Here is a 17,330-nt window from a genome sequence, read left to right as displayed (position 1 = left end):
TGAAAGGGGTATGAAAGATGGCTGAACTTTATCAACCAAATCATTATGTAAGATTTGTTACTGCTTCTAGTTTATTTGATGGACACGATGCTTCTATTAACATTATGCGTCGTATTTTACAAGCACAAGGAGCGGAAGTGATTCACTTAGGGCATAATCGTTCTGTAGAGGAAATCGTGAATGCCGCTATTCAAGAAGATGTTCAAGGAATCGCATTATCTTCATACCAAGGCGGACATGTCGAGTACTTTAAGTATATGTATGATTTATTACAAGAACAAAATGCTGGGCATATCCGTATTTATGGTGGCGGTGGAGGCGTGATCGTACCGCACGAAATAAAGGAATTACAGGAATACGGAATTGCTCGCATTTTTTCACCAGAAGATGGCCGAAAAATGGGCCTTGAAGGTATGATTAATCAAATGATCCGCGAATGCGATTTTCCAACTGTTACTCAATTGACCGATGAATTTGAACGCGTAAAAGAACGAGATAGTCAAGCTATTGGACGTCTGATCACGATGGTGGAAAACCAACATGACTACGGGCAGGAAGAAGTGGCAGCAACCGTAGATAAGTTGAAGTCACTAGAAAAAGAGGTACCTGTCGTTGGGATTACGGGTACCGGGGGAGCTGGAAAAAGTTCTTTAACCGACGAACTAGTCCGTCGGTATTTAACTGAATTTTCAGATAAAACAATTGCGATTATTTCGATTGATCCAACGAAACAAAAAACAGGCGGTGCGCTGTTAGGAGACCGTATTCGAATGAATGCGATCCATAATCCACGCGTGTATATGCGTTCGCTCGCAACCCGTAAATCGCGTACGGAGTTGTCGTTAGCAATCCGTGATGCAATTAAAGTAGTAAAAGCTGCTGGCTTTGATTTAATTATTGTCGAAACGAGTGGAATTGGGCAAGGGGATTCGGAAATTGCTGCCATTTCTGACGTGGCGATGTACGTCATGACAAGTGAATTTGGAGCACCAACACAATTAGAAAAAATTGATATGATTGATTTTGCGGATTTAATCGTTATTAATAAGTATGAGCGAAAAGGGTCAGAAGATGCGCTTCGTGCTGTAAAAAAACAATACCAACGAAGTCACTCCTATTTTGACCAGGATCCAAGTGAAATGCCTGTATACGGGACGATTGCTAGTCAATTTAACGATACGGGTACAAACCAATTGTTTGGAGTGCTCGTTCGAACCATCAACGAAAAATGCAAATTACAATGGGAAACATCTTTTGATGAAGATGGTGTAGTGGAAAAACAAAACATCATTATCCCAAATGACCGGATGATGTATTTACAAGAAATTGTGAATACAGTCCGTAACTATCATGTAAAAACCGAAAAGCAAGCAGAAATTGCGCGGAAGGTGTTCCAACTTGCAGGCGTGCTTCAGGCGTTAGAAACAGAAGAAGGAGCGCCGACAGATATGTTATCGTCGTTAAAAGAAACGTACAAACAACAATTAACCGATGAAACAAAAACGATTCTTGCATCTTGGGATGAAACGAAACAACGTTATGCCCAACAAGAATTTGTGACTAAAATTCGCGATAAAGAAATCCGCACACCGTTAACAACGACAAGTCTTTCTGGATTAAGTATTCCGAAAATCGCGTTGCCAAAATATCATGACTACGGTGATATCGTAACGTGGGTACGAAAAGAAAACGTACCAGGTTCATTCCCGTATACAGCTGGTGTATTCCCGTTTCGCCGAGAAGGAGAAGATCCAAAACGTCAATTTGCTGGGGAAGGAACACCAGAACGGACGAATCGTCGTTTCCACTACTTATGTGAAAATGACCCAGCAAAACGGTTATCGACTGCTTTTGACTCGGTTACATTATACGGAGAAGATCCAGATTGGCGTCCAGATATTTACGGGAAAATTGGGGAAAGTGGCGTTAGTGTTTGTACGCTCGATAACATGAAAGAATTGTATAAAGGCTTTGATTTATGCGATCCGATGACGTCTGTATCAATGACGATTAACGGTCCAGCCCCCATTATTTTAGCCTTTTTTATGAATACGGCAATTGAGCAACAGCTGGAAAAATTTGAACAAGGACATGGAAGAAAACCATCTGCAGAAGAAGCAGAAGCAATAAAAGCTGACACATTATCTACCGTTCGCGGTACGGTACAAGCGGACATTTTAAAAGAAGACCAAGGACAAAATACGTGTATTTTTACGACCAAATTTGCGTTACGTTTAATGGGAGACATTCAGCAATATTTTATCGACTATAACGTTCGCAACTATTATTCTGTGTCGATTTCTGGGTATCATATTGCAGAAGCTGGGGCAAACCCGATTTCACAACTTGCGTTTACGCTTGCTAATGGCTTTACGTATGTGGAATATTATTTAAGCCGTGGTATGCATATTGATGATTTTGCACCGAACTTATCCTTCTTCTTCTCAAACGGACTAGACCCTGAGTATTCAGTAATCGGTCGCGTCGCAAGAAGAATTTGGGCAACCGTCATGCGTGATAAATATGGTGCAAATGAACGAAGCCAACGGTTAAAATATCACGTGCAGACGTCTGGACGCTCTCTGCACGCGCAAGAAATGAACTTTAATGATATTCGCACAACACTACAAGCATTAATGGCGTTAAACGACAACTGTAACTCGCTTCATACGAACTCTTACGATGAAGCAGTGACGACGCCAACAGAAGAATCTGTTCGTCGTGCGATGGCGATTCAATTAATTATTACAAAAGAATTAGGGCTATTTAAAAACGAAAATAACTTACAAGGCTCTTTTATTATGGAAGAATTAACGGATTTAGTGGAAGAAGCAGTGCTTCGCGAATTTGAGCGAATGAACGAGCGTGGCGGAGTATTAGGCGCGATGGAAACACAATACCAACGAAGTAAAATTCAAGAAGAATCGATGTATTATGAGCATAAAAAACATAACGGGGAACTGCCAATTATCGGGGTAAATACGTATTTAAATCCAAACGAGCCGGCGCCAGAAGAGTTTAATATAGAGTTAGCTCGTGCAACAAAAGAAGAAAAAGAACAACAAATTGCACATGTAGAATCATTTAAAGCAACATACGCAGAAGCTTGTGAAACGGCGCTACGCCGCTTAAAACAAGTAGCCATCTCAGGCGGGAATATTTTTGAGGAATTAATGGAAACAGTAAAAGTCGCTAGTTTAGGGCAAATTACACAAGCGCTTTATGAAGTTGGCGGGCAATATCGCCGTAATATGTAACTTGTCAATTTTTAGTTTCCGTTTTATGATAAAGAGTAAGGAGGAAAAGCGAATGCATCCTTTTCCTCCTTTTCGTTGTTTACTAAGAAAAAACATAAAAACCTAGCATAAGCGATCACATTTTGTTTATAATGAAAAATACGTAAATGGAAGTTTGGAAAGGAAGTGCTTGGGATGAAGTTAGCCGATTTAACAGTGGAACAATTTCAAGAAATGGCTATGATTGATCTTGCAAGTGAAATTTTAGAAGAACATGGCGAGCCTATTAACTTTTTTGAATTAGTAAAGAAAATTGGAGAATATAAACAATTACCAGAAGAAGAAGTGAAACGTCGTCTTGCACAATTTTATACAGAATTAAATATCGACGGTCGTTTTTTAAGTAAAGGTGACGGTCGCTGGGGCTTAAAAGAATGGTTTCCAGTAGAACAAATGGAAGAAGAAATTACGGCGACCATCCGTAAAAAACGTCGTGCTGCGATTCGTGAAGAAGAAGAAGAATTCAACTATGAGGAAGAAGAAGAGCTTGAGTTAGAAGATTTAGAAGAAGAAGATTTTGAAGAAATTGAGGAAGATGAATTACTCGATTTAGACGATGATTTTGATGATGTAGAGGATGTGGAGGAAGAGGAAGAAGAATTTGATTACAACGAGGAAGAAGACGAAGAAGAGGCTTGACTTTTATTTTTGAACTATGTAGAATACATTTTGGGCTTCAAAAATATATTTACCTTTTATAACGATTGTAAAAACAAAAGTGCCCCCAAAAGGGTTTTGGCGACACTTTTGTTTTTTTTATTTTTATGTATACATGTAGGTTTTTTTAACCATTTTGGACGATTGAGGAGGAAAGTGTATGACCAAGTATATTTTTGTTACTGGTGGGGTTGTATCATCATTAGGGAAAGGTATTACAGCAGCGTCTTTAGGTCGTTTATTAAAAAATCGTGGATTAAAAGTGACCATTCAAAAATTTGATCCATACATTAACGTGGACCCTGGAACAATGAGTCCATATCAGCACGGGGAAGTATTCGTAACAGATGACGGAGCAGAAACCGATTTAGACTTAGGACATTATGAACGTTTTATTGATATTAATTTAAATAAATATAGCAACGTAACGACAGGGAAAATTTATTCTACGGTTTTACGGAAAGAACGTCGCGGTGATTACCTTGGCGGAACGGTACAAGTGATTCCACATGTGACAAATGAAATTAAAGATCGCGTGTTCCGTGCAGGAAAAGAAACAAAAGCGGATGTTGTGATTACGGAAATTGGCGGTACGGTTGGAGATATTGAATCACTTCCATTCTTAGAAGCAATCCGTCAAATTAAAAGCGATATTGGTTCAGAAAACGTGATGTACGTGCATTGTACACTCGTTCCGTATATTAAAGCAGCGGGAGAAATGAAAACAAAACCGACACAACATAGCGTAAAAGAATTACGTAGTTTAGGTATTCAACCAAACGTGATTGTCGTTCGTACAGAAATGCCAATCTCTCAAGATATGAAAGATAAAATTGCGCTATTCTGTGATATTGATAAAAAAGCAGTAGTAGAAGCACGCGATGCTGAAACACTCTACCAAGTACCATTAGAATTACAAGAACAAGATTTAGATGATATCGTATGTAATCATTTAAAATTAGATTGCCCAGAAGCAAATATGACAGAATGGAAAGCGCTTGTGGATAAAGTATTAAACTTATCTACTACAACAAAAATTGCCCTTGTCGGTAAATATGTTGAACTTCCAGATGCGTATCTTTCAGTTGTAGAATCATTAAAACATGCAGGTTACGTATACGATACAGATATTGATATTAACTGGATTGATTCAGAAGATGTAACAGCAGAAAACGCAGCTCAATTGTTAGCGGATGCAGATGGTATTTTAGTTCCAGGCGGTTTTGGCGATCGCGGAATTGAAGGGAAAATCGAAGCTATTCGTTACGCTCGTGAAAACAATGTTCCGTTTTTAGGTATTTGTTTAGGCATGCAATTAGCTTCTGTTGAATTTGCTCGCAATGTAGTAGGATTAGAAGGAGCGCATTCATCAGAAATCGCACCAGAAACAGCTTATCCGGTAATCGATTTATTACCAGAACAAAAAGATGTAGAAGATTTAGGTGGAACGCTTCGTCTAGGTCTTTACCCTTGTAAATTACAAAAAGAAACAAAAGCACATGTAGCATACGAAGGCGAAGAAGTGGTATATGAACGTCATCGTCATCGTTATGAATTTAATAATGAATTCCGTGAACAAATGGAAGCAAAAGGATTCGTATTTAGTGGGACAAGTCCAGATGGTCGTTTAGTAGAAGTAATTGAATTAAAAGATCACCCATGGTTCGTTGCATCCCAATTCCATCCAGAATTTAAATCTCGTCCAACTCGTCCACATCCATTGTTCCGTGAATTTATTCACCATTCCTTCAATAATCGTCAAGATTAATATAAAAAAAGAGCATCCAGAAAGTCGATCTCTATCGGCTTTCTGTGATGCTCTTTTTTGGTCATTCTTTTATGCTTGTCGCCCCTGATTAAGCACCCTCCGCTTTTTATGCAATCCAGCTCCGATGGGCTAACGACTTCCGCTATAAGTCAAAGTGCTCCAGAGGCAAAGAGGCGCCTCTTCCGCTCTTCGCCTTATAGCTCCGTCGTTAAACGAGCCCATCTCCGCTTTTTATTTATACTCTTCTAGTATTTCTATTGTGTTTAAAGATAGCGCATAATACACATAATGAGCTAAAAAGGCGTGTGGGTATCCGGTTCGTCCACCTTCGTCTGTTGGGAGGATTCCGTCTTCTAGGTGGTAGCTAATGTGAAAATCGACTTGTTCGGATAGGGGGGATGCTTCGTTTCGGGAGATGCCGATGATGGTTGCGCTTGTTTTTTTAATCTCTTCGATAATGGCGAACGTTTCTCCGTCTTGTCCTTCTTTTGAAAAAAGAACGACGCAATCGAGCGGTGTTAACGTTGGCAGGGTTCCATCTTCAAATAAAAATTGACTTTTTGGTAGGCGTTCGTCTCCCATTGTTGCTGCAAAGGGAAGTCCAGCGAGCTCCGATGTTCCTGCGAAGTAAAGTTGTCCATCGGAAAGAATGGTTTGGGCAAGTACCCGACTTGCTTCTTCAATTCGTTCTTCTTCTTTGCTGGCAATCTCTTGACATTTCCCTAATACTTGAGTAGTAAATATTTTTAGTATTGTTGGCACAAACGAACAAAAAAATTGCTCGTTTATTCCCTCCTTTCGACTGAGCTGAATCAAACATTATAACGAATTTTGAAAAAAAGCAAGAAATGTTCTCTACATTCAGTATATGATAAGGGTAGGAATTTTTGGAATTTTCCCGAATAAGTAAACAGTGTATAAATTAGGATGGGTAAGGAAAGGTGAAGAGGATGACAGCAAAAATTTTAATTGTGGACGATCAGTTTGGCATTCGGATGTTATTAAACGAAGTATTTCAACAAGAGGGATTTACAACGTTTCAAGCGGCAAATGGAGTAGAAGCGATTGACTGTGTGCAAAAAGAGCGACCAGATGTCATTTTATTGGATATGAAAATTCCTGGAATGGACGGTTTAGAAATTTTAAGGCGAGTAAAAAATGTCGATTCTTCCGTAGAAGTGATTATGATGACGGCATATGGGGAATTAAGTATGATTGAGACGTCAAAACAATTGGGAGCACGTACACATTTCTTTAAACCATTTGATATTAACGAAGTGCGTGAAACCGTGAAAGACATCTTACATATGCGTGAAAATTAACAATATATTCGTTTCAATTTATAAGACTTATGCTATAATTGAGTGGGGTTTTTAGGAAAGAAAATAAGTTACATAGTAGTAAGACAAAATTATGATGATAGTTCCATTAAAGGAGGATTTTTCATGCCTTTAGTTTCCATGAAAGAGATGCTTGACAAAGCTAAAGAAGAAAAATATGCAGTAGGTCAATTTAATATTAACAACCTTGAGTTTACACAAGCAATTTTACAAGCTGCAGAAGAAGAAAAATCACCAGTTATTTTAGGTGTGTCAGAAGGTGCTGCTCGTTACATGGGTGGATTCCGTCTTGTTGTTGCAATGGTAGAAGAATTAATGGTTGCATACGAAGTGACAGTACCAGTGGCAATTCATTTAGACCACGGTTCCAGTTTTGAAAAATGTGTGCAAGCAATCGATGCAGGTTTCACATCTGTTATGATTGATGGTTCTCACTTTCCATTAGAAGAAAATATTGCGTTAACAAAACGCGTCGTAGACGTTGCGCACGCATTAGGTGTGTCTGTAGAAGCGGAATTAGGACGCATTGGTGGCGAGGAAGACGACGTAATCGTTGCGGAAGAAGCATATGCGATTCCAGCAGAATGTGAACAATTAATTCGTGAAACAAACGTTGACTCCTTTGCTCCAGCATTAGGTTCTGTACACGGACCATACAAAGGGGAACCAAAACTTGGTTTCAAAGAAATGCAAGAAGTGATGGAATTAACGAATGTTCCACTCGTATTACACGGTGGTTCAGGTATTCCATTAAAAGATATTCAAAAAGCAATTTCATTAGGAACTGCTAAAATTAACGTCAATACAGAAAACCAAATTGCAGCAACAAAAGCTGTACGCGCATTTATGGAAGAAAAACCAGAAGTGTACGATCCACGTAAATATTTAACAGCCGCTCGTGATGCAATTAAAGCGACGGTAATTGGCAAAATGCGTGACTTTGGTTCTTCTAACAAAGCCTAATCTTTTTGTCAGAGCCGCCCCTTGTTTTTTGGGCGGTTTCCTTTTCATATAAAAAAAGTAACGAGTCATCATGCCCATGCTGCAAAAAAGAAAGGATGGACATTTTATGAAATTTTTTATTGATACGGCGAATATTGAAGAAATTAAAGAAGCGAATTCGCTTGGGATTTTAGCGGGAGTAACAACGAACCCATCGCTGATTGCAAAAGAAAATGTTGATTTCCATACACGTATGAAAGAGATTGCAGAGGTAGTCGATGGTTCGATTAGTGCGGAAGTGATTTCGCTTGATGCAGAAGGAATGATTCGGGAAGGAATGGAACTTGCAAACATTTCTTCAAATATTACCATCAAAGTACCGATGACATTAGAAGCATTAAAAGCGGTTAAATATTTTTCGAATCACGGTGTAAAAACGAACGTTACCTTAATTTTTTCTTTAAACCAAGCATTGTTAGCAGCTCGTGCAGGAGCGACGTATGTTTCTCCGTTTATCGGACGGTTAGATGATATTGGTCAAAATGGGGTGGAGTTAATTTCGGACATTTCGGATTTATTTCACATCCATGGTTTAGATACGCAAATTATTGCAGCTAGTATTCGTCATCCGCAACATGTACGAGAAGCAGCTCTTCGCGGTGCACATATTGCGACCATTCCGTATAAAGTTATTATGCAACTTGTTCAACATCCGTTAACAGATAAAGGAATTGCACAATTTTTAGCAGATTGGGAAAAAAGTCAACAAAAATAATCAAATGGCAAAGGCAATGTTTTGAAAGAATACGTGCATACTAACATGTAACGATGAATCAGGTTAGAAAGGGAAGATTTGTATGGAGAAGCTTAATATCGAAGGAGGCCACTTCCTAAAAGGAAAAGTATGTATTAGCGGGGCGAAAAATAGTGCGGTGGCATTAATTCCAGCAGCTATATTGGCCGATTCACCTGTTACCATTGAAAATTTACCAAATATTTCAGATGTCCATTTGTTATGTGATTTAATCGAAGAAATTGGTGGTACGGTTTCGAAGCAAAATGGCGAATTAACGATTGATCCGTCCAACATTATTTCGATGCCACTTCCAAATGGAAAAGTAAAAATGCTTCGTGCCTCTTATTATTTAATGGGTGCGATGCTTGGGCGTTTTAAAAAAGCGGTGATCGGACTTCCTGGTGGGTGTTATTTAGGGCCTCGACCAATCGATCAACATATTAAAGGTTTTGAAGCGCTTGGTGCTACTGTCACAAATGAGCAGGGTGCTGTTTACTTACGAGCAGATGAATTACGCGGCGCACGCATTTATCTTGATGTTGTTAGTGTTGGTGCAACGATTAACATTATGCTTGCCGCTGTATTAGCAAAAGGACAAACGATTATTGAAAATGCGGCGAAAGAACCGGAAATTATCGATGTAGCAACACTTTTAACCAGTATGGGTGCAAGAATCAAAGGTGCAGGTACAGATATTATTCGAATTGACGGAGTGGATGCTCTTCACGGCTGTCGTCATACAATTATTCCAGACAGGATTGAAGCAGGTACGTATATGGTGATCGGAGCAGCGATGGGCGAAGATTTACTTATTGATAATGTCATTCCGCAGCACGTGGAGTCGTTAAGTGCAAAGCTTCGCGAAATGGGTGTACCGATTGAGGTAAACGATGATCAAATTTATATTCGTCGTGCTAAACAATATAAAAATGTCGATATTAAAACACTTGTCTATCCTGGATTTCCAACGGATTTACAACAACCGATGACAGCTCTATTAACGCAAGCAGATGGAACGAGTGTCGTAACGGATACCATTTACAATGCACGCTTTAAACATTTGGATGAACTACGCCGAATGGGATCAGGTATTAAATTAGAAGGTAGTTCGGCGATTATTTCTGGGCCGGTTACGCTGCAAGGTGCGAAAGTAAAAGCGACTGATTTACGTGCCGGAGCAGCGCTTGTGACAGCTGGGTTGATGGCAGAAGGAATTACGGAAATCACGGGTGTGGAACATATTGACCGCGGTTACGAAGATTTAGTGGAAAAATTACAAGGATTGGGTGCCAAAATTTGGCGAGAACCTTTAAATGTAGAAGAATTAGAACAAATTCATCATTCTTAACTAGTCAGGGAGGCAACAATTATGGAAAGAAGTTTAACAATGGAGCTTGTACGTGTAACAGAAGCGGCAGCACTTTCATCTGCTCGTTGGATGGGACGCGGCAAAAAAGAAGAAGCAGATGATGCAGCAACAACTGCAATGCGTACTGTATTCGATACGATTCCTATGCAAGGTGTAGTTGTAATTGGAGAAGGGGAAATGGACGAAGCACCAATGCTTTACATCGGAGAAAAATTAGGAACAGGTGTTGGTCCTGCAGTAGACGTAGCGGTAGACCCATTAGAAGGAACAAACATCGTTGCAGCAGGTACTTGGAATGCGTTAGCCGTTATTGCGATTGCGGATCGTGGGAACTTATTACATGCACCGGATATGTACATGGAAAAAATCGCGGTTGGTCCAGAAGCAAAAGGACTTGTAAGTTTAGATAAATCCGTAACAGAAAACTTAAAAGTAGTAGCAGAAGCAAAAAATAAAAGTTTAGATGAAGTAGTCGTTACACTTTTAGAACGGGAACGCCATCAAAAAATTATCGACGAAGTACGCGCTGCTGGTGCACGTATTAAATTAATTCAAGACGGTGACGTTGCCGCTGCAATCAGTACGGCATTCGGTCATACTGGCGTTGATATTATGCTCGGAACAGGTGGAGCACCAGAAGGCGTTATTTCTGCTGTTGCATTAAAATGTTTAGGTGGGGACTTCCAAGGCCGTCTTGCTCCACAAAACGATGAAGAAATCACTCGTTGTCACGATATGGGTATTAAAGACTTAAGTCAAATTTTATATATGGACGATTTAGTAAAAGGCGACGACGCTATTTTTGCTGCAACAGGTGTAACAGACGGAGAATTGTTACGCGGGGTACAATTTAAAGGTAAAAATGTTGGTACGACACATTCGCTTGTTATGCGTGCAAAATCAGGTACGGTTCGTTTTATCGAAGGTCAACATAGCCTACTTCGTAAACCAAAATTAGTTATGGAAGACTAAAAAATCAATCTATCGAATGATAGGAAAGATAAAAAAAAGGTAAGAGCAGTCATTGCTTTTACCTTTTTTTAAAAATAGTTGAATAATGCCGATATGTATGGTTAGAATATAGTGTACCACTTTTCTTTGCTAACGGTTATTACACCTCGGGTTTGCTTCTTTTTATACCTTGTTCTTCTTTTTAACCAAAATCCTAATTTGCTTGAAAATAAAATGATTATATTATATAAAAGTGTGGTGTTTAAATGGGATTAACAATTTTAGATTTAGAGAATAAAAAATTAAAAGAACTTTATGAATTGGCAAGAGAATATAAAGTGTCTTATTATAGTAAACTGACAAAACAAGAGTTAATCTTTGCAATTTTAAAAGCGCAAGCAGAACAAGATGGATTGTTATTTATGGAAGGGATTTTAGAAGTTAAACAAGGAGACGGGTTTGGATTTTTACGACCGATTAATTATTCGCAAAGTTCCGAGGATATTTATATTTCGCAATCGCAAATTCGTCGATTCGATTTACGAAATGGTGACAAGGTATCCGGAAAAGTTCGTCCACCAAAAGAAAATGAACGATACTATGGGTTATTACACGTAGAAGCAGTAAACGGAGAAAATCCAGATACAGCAAAAGATCGCGTCCATTTTCCAGCATTGACGCCTCTTTATCCAGATCGCCAAATGGTGTTAGAAACAGAGCCAAATCGTTTATCAACGCGGATTATCGATTTAATTTCCCCTGTTGGTTTTGGTCAACGTGGATTAATCGTTGCCCCTCCAAAAGCAGGAAAAACAAGCCTGTTAAAAGAAATTGCCAATTCGATTACAACCAATCACCCAGATGTAGAATTGATTGTGTTATTAATTGATGAACGTCCAGAAGAAGTAACGGATATTGTTCGTTCCGTAAATGGAGATGTGGTTAGTTCTACGTTTGATGAAGTGCCAGAGAACCATATTAAAGTGGCAGAATTAGTGTTAGAACGTGCGATGCGTTTAGTGGAACATAAAAAAGATGTCGTCATTTTATTAGATAGTATTACACGTTTAGCTCGTGCGTATAACTTAGTTATTCCACCGAGCGGACGTACATTATCAGGGGGGATTGACCCAGCGGCATTCCACCGTCCAAAACGATTCTTTGGTGCAGCGCGGAATATTGAAGAAGGCGGTAGCTTAACGATTTTAGCAACTGCGTTAATCGATACAGGAAGCCGGATGGATGATGTCATTTATGAAGAATTTAAAGGAACAGGAAATATGGAACTTCATCTTGACCGTTCGTTAGCAGAACGTCGCATATTCCCTGCTATTGATATTCGTCGTTCTGGTACACGAAAAGAAGAGTTGCTATTATCAAAAGAACAACTCGACTTATTATGGGCTGTTCGCCGTTCGATGAACAATTCACTAGATTTCGTGGAACAATTTATGAAAAAAGTAAAATCAACAAAATCGAATGCAGAATTTTTTGCGCTCATGGAGCAAGAAAGAAATAACGCAAGAAATCGCTCTAAATAGCATTTTTTTCTGTAAAAGAAATGTTGCAAAATCATAGTCAGGCTGTTATAATCCTACTATGTGTATAAGTGATATTTAACTCTGTTTCGAATGACTCAGGGCGGAAGGAGATGAAAGAGATGAAACAAGGAATTCATCCTAATTACAATAAAGTAATGGTTAAATGTGCTTGTGGTAATGAATTCGAGAGCGGTTCTACAACGGAAGAAATTCGCGTTGAAATTTGTTCTGCATGTCACCCATTCTATACGGGTCGTCAAAAATTCGCAGATGCTGGTGGTCGTGTGGATCGCTTTAAGAAAAAATACAACCTTAAGTAAGAAAAAAAGGCAAGTGTTCACTTGCCTTTTTTTTATGGTTACATTTTTCAGTTTTCGGGTAAAACAACGTGAGCGAGGAGTAGGAAAATGGCCCAACTTTATTTTAAATATGGTGCAATGAATAGTGGAAAATCGATTGAAATTTTAAAAGTTGCGCACAATTACGAAGAACAAAATAAATCAGTTCTCATTTTTACTTCTGGATTGGATCATCGGGATGAAGTAGGTGTCGTCTCTAGTCGTGTCGGGATGAGACGCGAGGCAACACCGATTTTTGATGAGACAGACGTATTTGACATTGTGCATGAAAGCAACGCATTTCCGCATTGTATTTTAATTGATGAAGCGCAGTTTTTGAAAAAACATCACGTGTTACAATTAACGAAAATTGTTGATGAATTAAACATTCCTGTTATGTGTTTTGGATTAAAAAATGACTTTCAAAATGAATTGTTTGAAGGAAGTAAATATTTGCTGTTATATGCGGATAAAATCGAAGAATTAAAAACGATTTGTTGGTTTTGTGAGCGAAAAGCAACGATGAATTTACGGGTAGATGAAAACAACCAACCAATCTTTACCGGTGAACAAATTCAAATCGGTGGCAACGATACGTATTATCCTGTTTGTCGCAGATGCCACCAAAAACCACCTCTGTAAGCGACAAGTTGTTTTATCTGCATAAAAAGGGGTATAAATTCAAAGAAACCCTATTTTACATAGTAACAACGTTAGAAAATGGAGGTAGTCGTATGTTTAAAAATATTTTGCTTGCCTATGATGGTTCGGAAAATGCCGAACGAGCAGCTGAAAAAGCAATCTACTTATCGAAAGCAACGAAGGATGCGAAAGTAGAAGTAGTATATGTGCTAGATTTTACGAAGGAAAAAATGGACGGGCTTCCATACAAAGAAAAGGAAGCGATTATGTTGCAACGACGGGAGCGATTAATTCCGTTAGAAGAAAAATTAGAGCAAAAAAAAATTTCCTTTGACATTAAATTGTTGCAAGGAGACCCTGGCCCAACGCTTGTCTCGTATGCGAATGAACGTCCGTTTGATGCCGTTGTCATTGGAAGTCGCGGGTTAAATGCATTTCAAGAAATGGTTCTTGGAAGCGTCAGCCATAAAGTGGCTAAACGTGTAACTTGTCCGGTGATGATTGTCAAATAATAAGAATGTCATCTGAGAACAGGTGGCTTCTTTCTTTTTTTAAAAAAAGAATGAATGTTCATTCATATTGTTCGAAAGACTATGACAAAGCTGGTAAACTAAGTACATAGAGTGGAAGAATAGGAGGAAATGTTGTGTTTCAAAAAATTTTAGTTGCATCAGATGGTTCGCCGTTTGCGGAAAAGGCAGCTGAAAAAGCTGCTTATTTAGCGAGCGTCGCAGAAAATGCAGAAGTAGAAATTCTTCATGTTATCGATGACGATCATGCGAAAGGAAATGCTATTTATAAACAAAGCAAAAAAGAACATGAATCGTTACGACATAAACGTTTGCAGAAAACGAAAGAAAAATTAGAAGAAAAAGAAATTAAGTATGGCTTAACCCTTTTATACGGGGATGCTGCTCCTAAAATTGTGGAATATGCGAAGGAACATGACTTTGACGTTATTGTTATGGGAAGCCGTGGCTTAAATGTCGTGCAAAAAATGTTGCTCGGAAGCGTTAGCCATAAAGTATCGAAATATTCGCATTGTCCAGTCATTATCGTGAAATAAAAAAATCGTTTAGGGGGTTTCTTTAAGGGAAACTTTTATAGCAATTACATGGACAAAACGAAAAGAGTATCATATAATCATATTAACAGAACTCACCACGCCTCTTTACAATGCGAACCAGGGTGGGTCATTTTTTTATTTATAGAGGTGATTAGCATTTTAACGCCTGATATACATTTAAAAGAACCAAAAACATTTGAAGAGCAATTGGAGATTCTAAAAGGTAAGAATTTAATAATAGAGGATGAAGAAAAAGCATTAAATTTCTTAAAAAAGATAAACTATTATAGATTCTCTGCTTACGGATTAACCCTAAAAGAAAGCGATAAAGATATATTTCGAGATGGTGTAACGTTTAGACAATTGGAAATGATTTGTAATTTCGATAAAAGATTACGAGAACTGTTTATTTATTATTTGGAGTCAGTTTAAATTGAGTTTCGTACAAAAATTGCGTACTATCATGCACATGACTATGGCGCCTTAGGTTATAAAAAGTCGGAATATTTCAACAATGAAAAATATCATACAAGCTTTTTAACTCAGTTAGAGAAGGACATACATAAATCAAGTAAAGAATTGTTTGTCATACATCATAAGGAAAAATATAATGGCTTGTTTCCGTTCTGGGTTGCGATAGAGGTCACATCATTTGGTGATTTATCTAGAATATATAGAAATTTATTACGTAATACTAAGATTAAAATAATTCAGCATTTAAATATTTCCCCAGAAACTGTCGCAAGTTGGCTTCATACGCTTTCTTATGTTAGAAATGTTTGTGCACATTATGGCAGATTATATGGGAAAGGTTTAGTGATTAAACCGTCTTTAAAAGAGTACAAATCACTGCAAATTGATAACAGAACTATTTTTGCTGTTGTATTTGTGCTCACTAAACTTCTAGATCGAAATGATTGTATAAACTTTATTATCGGATTAGAAGTATTAATGGAAGAGTTTTCAGATTATATCAACCTAAAAGAAATTGGTTTTCCGACTAAATGGCAAGAAGTATTAAAGAATGGGAATAATTGATAACGATACAAAACAGAGTGATAAATCTTGTTAACACATGATTTATCACTCGTTTTCATACCCGCTTAAAGCCTGTCATTTCATTGTTTTTAATATCTCCCTATGTGCAATCAGCATTCGGTGGTTTTTATTTGGCGCGTCTTGCTGCTTGTTGCAACGGATCCCACACACTATTAAATGGTGGTGCATAAGATAAGTCCAAATCTAGTAATTCTTCGATAGTCATTTCATGATAAAGTGCAGTAGCTAACACGTCAGTCCGCTTATCGACACCTTTTTTACCGATTAATTGTCCACCTAACAATTGATGAGTGTCGCGATGGTATAACAATTTTATGTGTATTGCTTCGTGTGTCGGGTAATAATGGGCCACGTCATTTGTTTTTAACGTAACCACTTCATATGGAATCAATAATTTTTTGGCATCCGTTTCACTTAACCCTGTTTTTCCAAGGTGTAACGAGAAAAATTGTAAAATGGACGTACCGACGATGCCGCGGAACGGTTTCGGTTGGTCAATTAAAGAAAGACCCGCAATCCGTCCTTGTTTGTTGGCGTTCGTACCGAGTGGAATATAATCATCCCGCTGTTTTATACGGTTAAATTGTGTTGCGCAATCTCCTGCGGCATACACATCCTTTACGTTTGTTTCCATGAATGCATTCACTTTTACCGCACCATTTCCAAACAACTCAATCTCTGTTCCTTTTAAAAAGTGCGTGTTTGGCTTAATTCCCGTACTCATAATCACAAGATCGACTGGATACTCTTTGTCGTTGGCAATCACAGCTTCGACGACATCTGTTCCTTTAAATCCAGAAACGCTCGCATGAAAATGCACGTGTACGCCTTGATCTATTGCTTCTGTTGCAATCATTTCTGCAAAATCTGGGTCAAAAATGCCTGCTAGTTGTCCACTTCGTTGGAATAAGTGCACGTCCTTGCCAAGTTTTTTAATATTTTCTGCTACTTCTAATCCGATATATCCACCGCCAATAATCCCAACGGTTTGAATCGGTTTATCTTGTAATACATCGCGAATTCGGTCGGCATCATGTAATGTTTTAGCATGGAAAATCCGACCTAAGTCAGCTCCTTCTAATGGCAACGAAATCGCGCTAGCACCAGACGCAATGAGCAAACGATCGTACGACTCTTCAAATGGTTCATTCGTTTCCACATTCATTCCTGTCACTAGTTTTCGTTCTACATCTACACCTGTTACTTCATGAAAAATGCGTGCATCAATTCCAAATTTTTGAATAAAAACGTCACGTGGCCGAGCGACTAATTGATTTCCTTCCTTAATTTCATCGCCAATGTAATAAGGAACCCCACATTGTGCGTACGAATACAAATCTGTTTTTTCTAAGACGACCACTTTATCTTCTGGTTTCTTTCGACTAACTTGCATAGCTGCACTCATTCCTGCAGCGTCTCCTCCGATAATTACTACTTTCATGTATTCACCTCATTTATAGGATGTTATATACCATATACCCTATTTTCAAAAAGTTTATACGAAAAGAAGTACGATCTCATTTCTTTACTTGATATTTTGTCGCTGGTCCTTTTCCGATACGAGT

Annotated in this window: 16 protein-coding genes and 1 pseudogene; 15 read left to right on the top strand and 2 right to left on the bottom strand. The window is 38.4% G+C overall.

Annotation, left to right across the window (positions count from 1 at the left end; all coding sequences use genetic code 11):
* The first annotated feature begins 17 nt into the window (after window positions 1-17).
* The 3 genes from icmF (at window position 18) to BN1372_RS12875 (ending at window position 5,721) form a co-directional block, all read left to right on the top strand.
* Window positions 18-3,257, top strand: a complete 3,240-nt coding sequence (gene icmF, locus BN1372_RS12885; protein WP_062200156.1) for a fused isobutyryl-CoA mutase/GTPase IcmF — start codon at window positions 18-20, stop codon at window positions 3,255-3,257.
* 174 nt (window positions 3,258-3,431) lie between these two features.
* A complete protein-coding gene (rpoE, locus tag BN1372_RS12880; RefSeq protein ID WP_062200152.1) occupies window positions 3,432-3,935 on the top strand; it encodes a DNA-directed RNA polymerase subunit delta in 504 nt (167 codons plus the stop codon).
* A gap of 178 nt (window positions 3,936-4,113) precedes the next feature.
* Window positions 4,114-5,721, top strand: a complete 1,608-nt coding sequence (locus tag BN1372_RS12875; protein ID WP_062200150.1) for a CTP synthase — start codon at window positions 4,114-4,116, stop codon at window positions 5,719-5,721.
* Window positions 5,722-5,952: 231 nt separating this feature from the next.
* Here BN1372_RS12875 and BN1372_RS12870 read toward each other — a convergent pair whose 3' ends face one another.
* A complete protein-coding gene (locus BN1372_RS12870) occupies window positions 5,953-6,483 on the bottom strand; it encodes a DUF2529 family protein (RefSeq protein WP_062200147.1) in 531 nt (176 codons plus the stop codon).
* 188 nt (window positions 6,484-6,671) lie between these two features.
* Between BN1372_RS12870 and BN1372_RS12865 the strand changes: the two genes are divergently transcribed.
* The 12 genes and pseudogenes from BN1372_RS12865 (at window position 6,672) to BN1372_RS15605 (ending at window position 15,744) form a co-directional block, all read left to right on the top strand.
* Entirely contained in the window at window positions 6,672-7,043 is a 372-nt protein-coding gene (locus tag BN1372_RS12865; protein ID WP_062200144.1) for a response regulator, read from the top strand.
* 123 nt (window positions 7,044-7,166) lie between these two features.
* Window positions 7,167-8,024 carry a class II fructose-1,6-bisphosphate aldolase gene (gene fba / locus BN1372_RS12860; protein WP_062200140.1) on the top strand — a complete coding sequence of 286 codons (858 nt, stop codon included), beginning with the start codon at window positions 7,167-7,169 and terminating at the stop codon, window positions 8,022-8,024.
* 106 nt (window positions 8,025-8,130) lie between these two features.
* Complete coding sequence (gene fsa, locus BN1372_RS12855) at window positions 8,131-8,778, top strand: fructose-6-phosphate aldolase (RefSeq protein WP_062200138.1); 648 nt, start codon at window positions 8,131-8,133, stop codon at window positions 8,776-8,778.
* Window positions 8,779-8,860: 82 nt separating this feature from the next.
* The gene (locus tag BN1372_RS12850) at window positions 8,861-10,147 is read left to right on the top strand and encodes a UDP-N-acetylglucosamine 1-carboxyvinyltransferase (RefSeq protein ID WP_062200135.1); all 1,287 of its coding nucleotides are present in this window, start codon (window positions 8,861-8,863) and stop codon (window positions 10,145-10,147) included.
* 21 nt (window positions 10,148-10,168) lie between these two features.
* Window positions 10,169-11,140 (top strand): class II fructose-bisphosphatase, encoded by a 972-nt coding sequence (gene glpX, locus BN1372_RS12845; RefSeq protein WP_062200133.1) that lies wholly within the window; start codon window positions 10,169-10,171, stop codon window positions 11,138-11,140.
* A gap of 245 nt (window positions 11,141-11,385) precedes the next feature.
* Window positions 11,386-12,660 carry a transcription termination factor Rho gene (gene rho / locus BN1372_RS12840; protein ID WP_062200130.1) on the top strand — a complete coding sequence of 425 codons (1,275 nt, stop codon included), beginning with the start codon at window positions 11,386-11,388 and terminating at the stop codon, window positions 12,658-12,660.
* A gap of 119 nt (window positions 12,661-12,779) precedes the next feature.
* Window positions 12,780-12,980, top strand: coding sequence for a 50S ribosomal protein L31 (rpmE, locus tag BN1372_RS12835; protein WP_062200127.1), 201 nt, complete (start codon window positions 12,780-12,782; stop codon window positions 12,978-12,980).
* An 87-nt stretch (window positions 12,981-13,067) separates the two neighbouring features.
* Window positions 13,068-13,640: a thymidine kinase gene (locus tag BN1372_RS12830; protein WP_062200125.1), complete on the top strand. Its 573-nt coding sequence runs from the start codon at window positions 13,068-13,070 to the stop codon at window positions 13,638-13,640.
* Window positions 13,641-13,732: 92 nt separating this feature from the next.
* The gene (locus BN1372_RS12825) at window positions 13,733-14,152 is read left to right on the top strand and encodes a universal stress protein (RefSeq protein ID WP_062200123.1); all 420 of its coding nucleotides are present in this window, start codon (window positions 13,733-13,735) and stop codon (window positions 14,150-14,152) included.
* A 134-nt stretch (window positions 14,153-14,286) separates the two neighbouring features.
* Complete coding sequence (locus BN1372_RS12820) at window positions 14,287-14,706, top strand: universal stress protein (protein ID WP_062200120.1); 420 nt, start codon at window positions 14,287-14,289, stop codon at window positions 14,704-14,706.
* A gap of 48 nt (window positions 14,707-14,754) precedes the next feature.
* Window positions 14,755-15,498 (top strand): annotated as a pseudogene (locus BN1372_RS15610) (Abi family protein); the annotation flags it as partial.
* Window positions 15,499-15,522: 24 nt separating this feature from the next.
* Window positions 15,523-15,744: a hypothetical protein gene (locus tag BN1372_RS15605; RefSeq protein ID WP_230198857.1), complete on the top strand. Its 222-nt coding sequence runs from the start codon at window positions 15,523-15,525 to the stop codon at window positions 15,742-15,744.
* 127 nt (window positions 15,745-15,871) lie between these two features.
* Here BN1372_RS15605 and BN1372_RS12805 read toward each other — a convergent pair whose 3' ends face one another.
* A complete protein-coding gene (locus tag BN1372_RS12805; RefSeq protein ID WP_062200113.1) occupies window positions 15,872-17,206 on the bottom strand; it encodes a CoA-disulfide reductase in 1,335 nt (444 codons plus the stop codon).
* Between the last annotated feature and the right edge of the window lie 124 nt (window positions 17,207-17,330).

Source organism: Massilibacterium senegalense, assembly GCF_001375675.1.
Classification (GTDB): Bacteria; Bacillota; Bacilli; order Bacillales; family Massilibacteriaceae; genus Massilibacterium; species Massilibacterium senegalense.
This window is presented reverse-complemented; position numbering and strand designations above follow the sequence as displayed.

Excerpts from the sequence above, each read along its gene's own strand:
- BN1372_RS12875 (WP_062200150.1), top strand. The coding sequence starts at position 4,114 with ATGACCAAGTATATTTTTGTTACTGGTGGGGTTGTATCATCATTAGGG.
- BN1372_RS12825 (WP_062200123.1), top strand. The coding sequence starts at position 13,733 with ATGTTTAAAAATATTTTGCTTGCCTATGATGGTTCGGAAAATGCCGAA.
- fba (WP_062200140.1), top strand. The coding sequence starts at position 7,167 with ATGCCTTTAGTTTCCATGAAAGAGATGCTTGACAAAGCTAAAGAAGAA.
- BN1372_RS12805 (WP_062200113.1), bottom strand. The coding sequence starts at position 17,206 with ATGAAAGTAGTAATTATCGGAGGAGACGCTGCAGGAATGAGTGCAGCT.
- icmF (WP_062200156.1), top strand. The coding sequence starts at position 18 with ATGGCTGAACTTTATCAACCAAATCATTATGTAAGATTTGTTACTGCT.
- fsa (WP_062200138.1), top strand. The coding sequence starts at position 8,131 with ATGAAATTTTTTATTGATACGGCGAATATTGAAGAAATTAAAGAAGCG.
- BN1372_RS12850 (WP_062200135.1), top strand. The coding sequence starts at position 8,861 with ATGGAGAAGCTTAATATCGAAGGAGGCCACTTCCTAAAAGGAAAAGTA.
- BN1372_RS12830 (WP_062200125.1), top strand. The coding sequence starts at position 13,068 with ATGGCCCAACTTTATTTTAAATATGGTGCAATGAATAGTGGAAAATCG.
- rpmE (WP_062200127.1), top strand. The coding sequence starts at position 12,780 with ATGAAACAAGGAATTCATCCTAATTACAATAAAGTAATGGTTAAATGT.
- rho (WP_062200130.1), top strand. The coding sequence starts at position 11,386 with ATGGGATTAACAATTTTAGATTTAGAGAATAAAAAATTAAAAGAACTT.
- glpX (WP_062200133.1), top strand. The coding sequence starts at position 10,169 with ATGGAAAGAAGTTTAACAATGGAGCTTGTACGTGTAACAGAAGCGGCA.
- BN1372_RS12865 (WP_062200144.1), top strand. The coding sequence starts at position 6,672 with ATGACAGCAAAAATTTTAATTGTGGACGATCAGTTTGGCATTCGGATG.
- rpoE (WP_062200152.1), top strand. The coding sequence starts at position 3,432 with ATGAAGTTAGCCGATTTAACAGTGGAACAATTTCAAGAAATGGCTATG.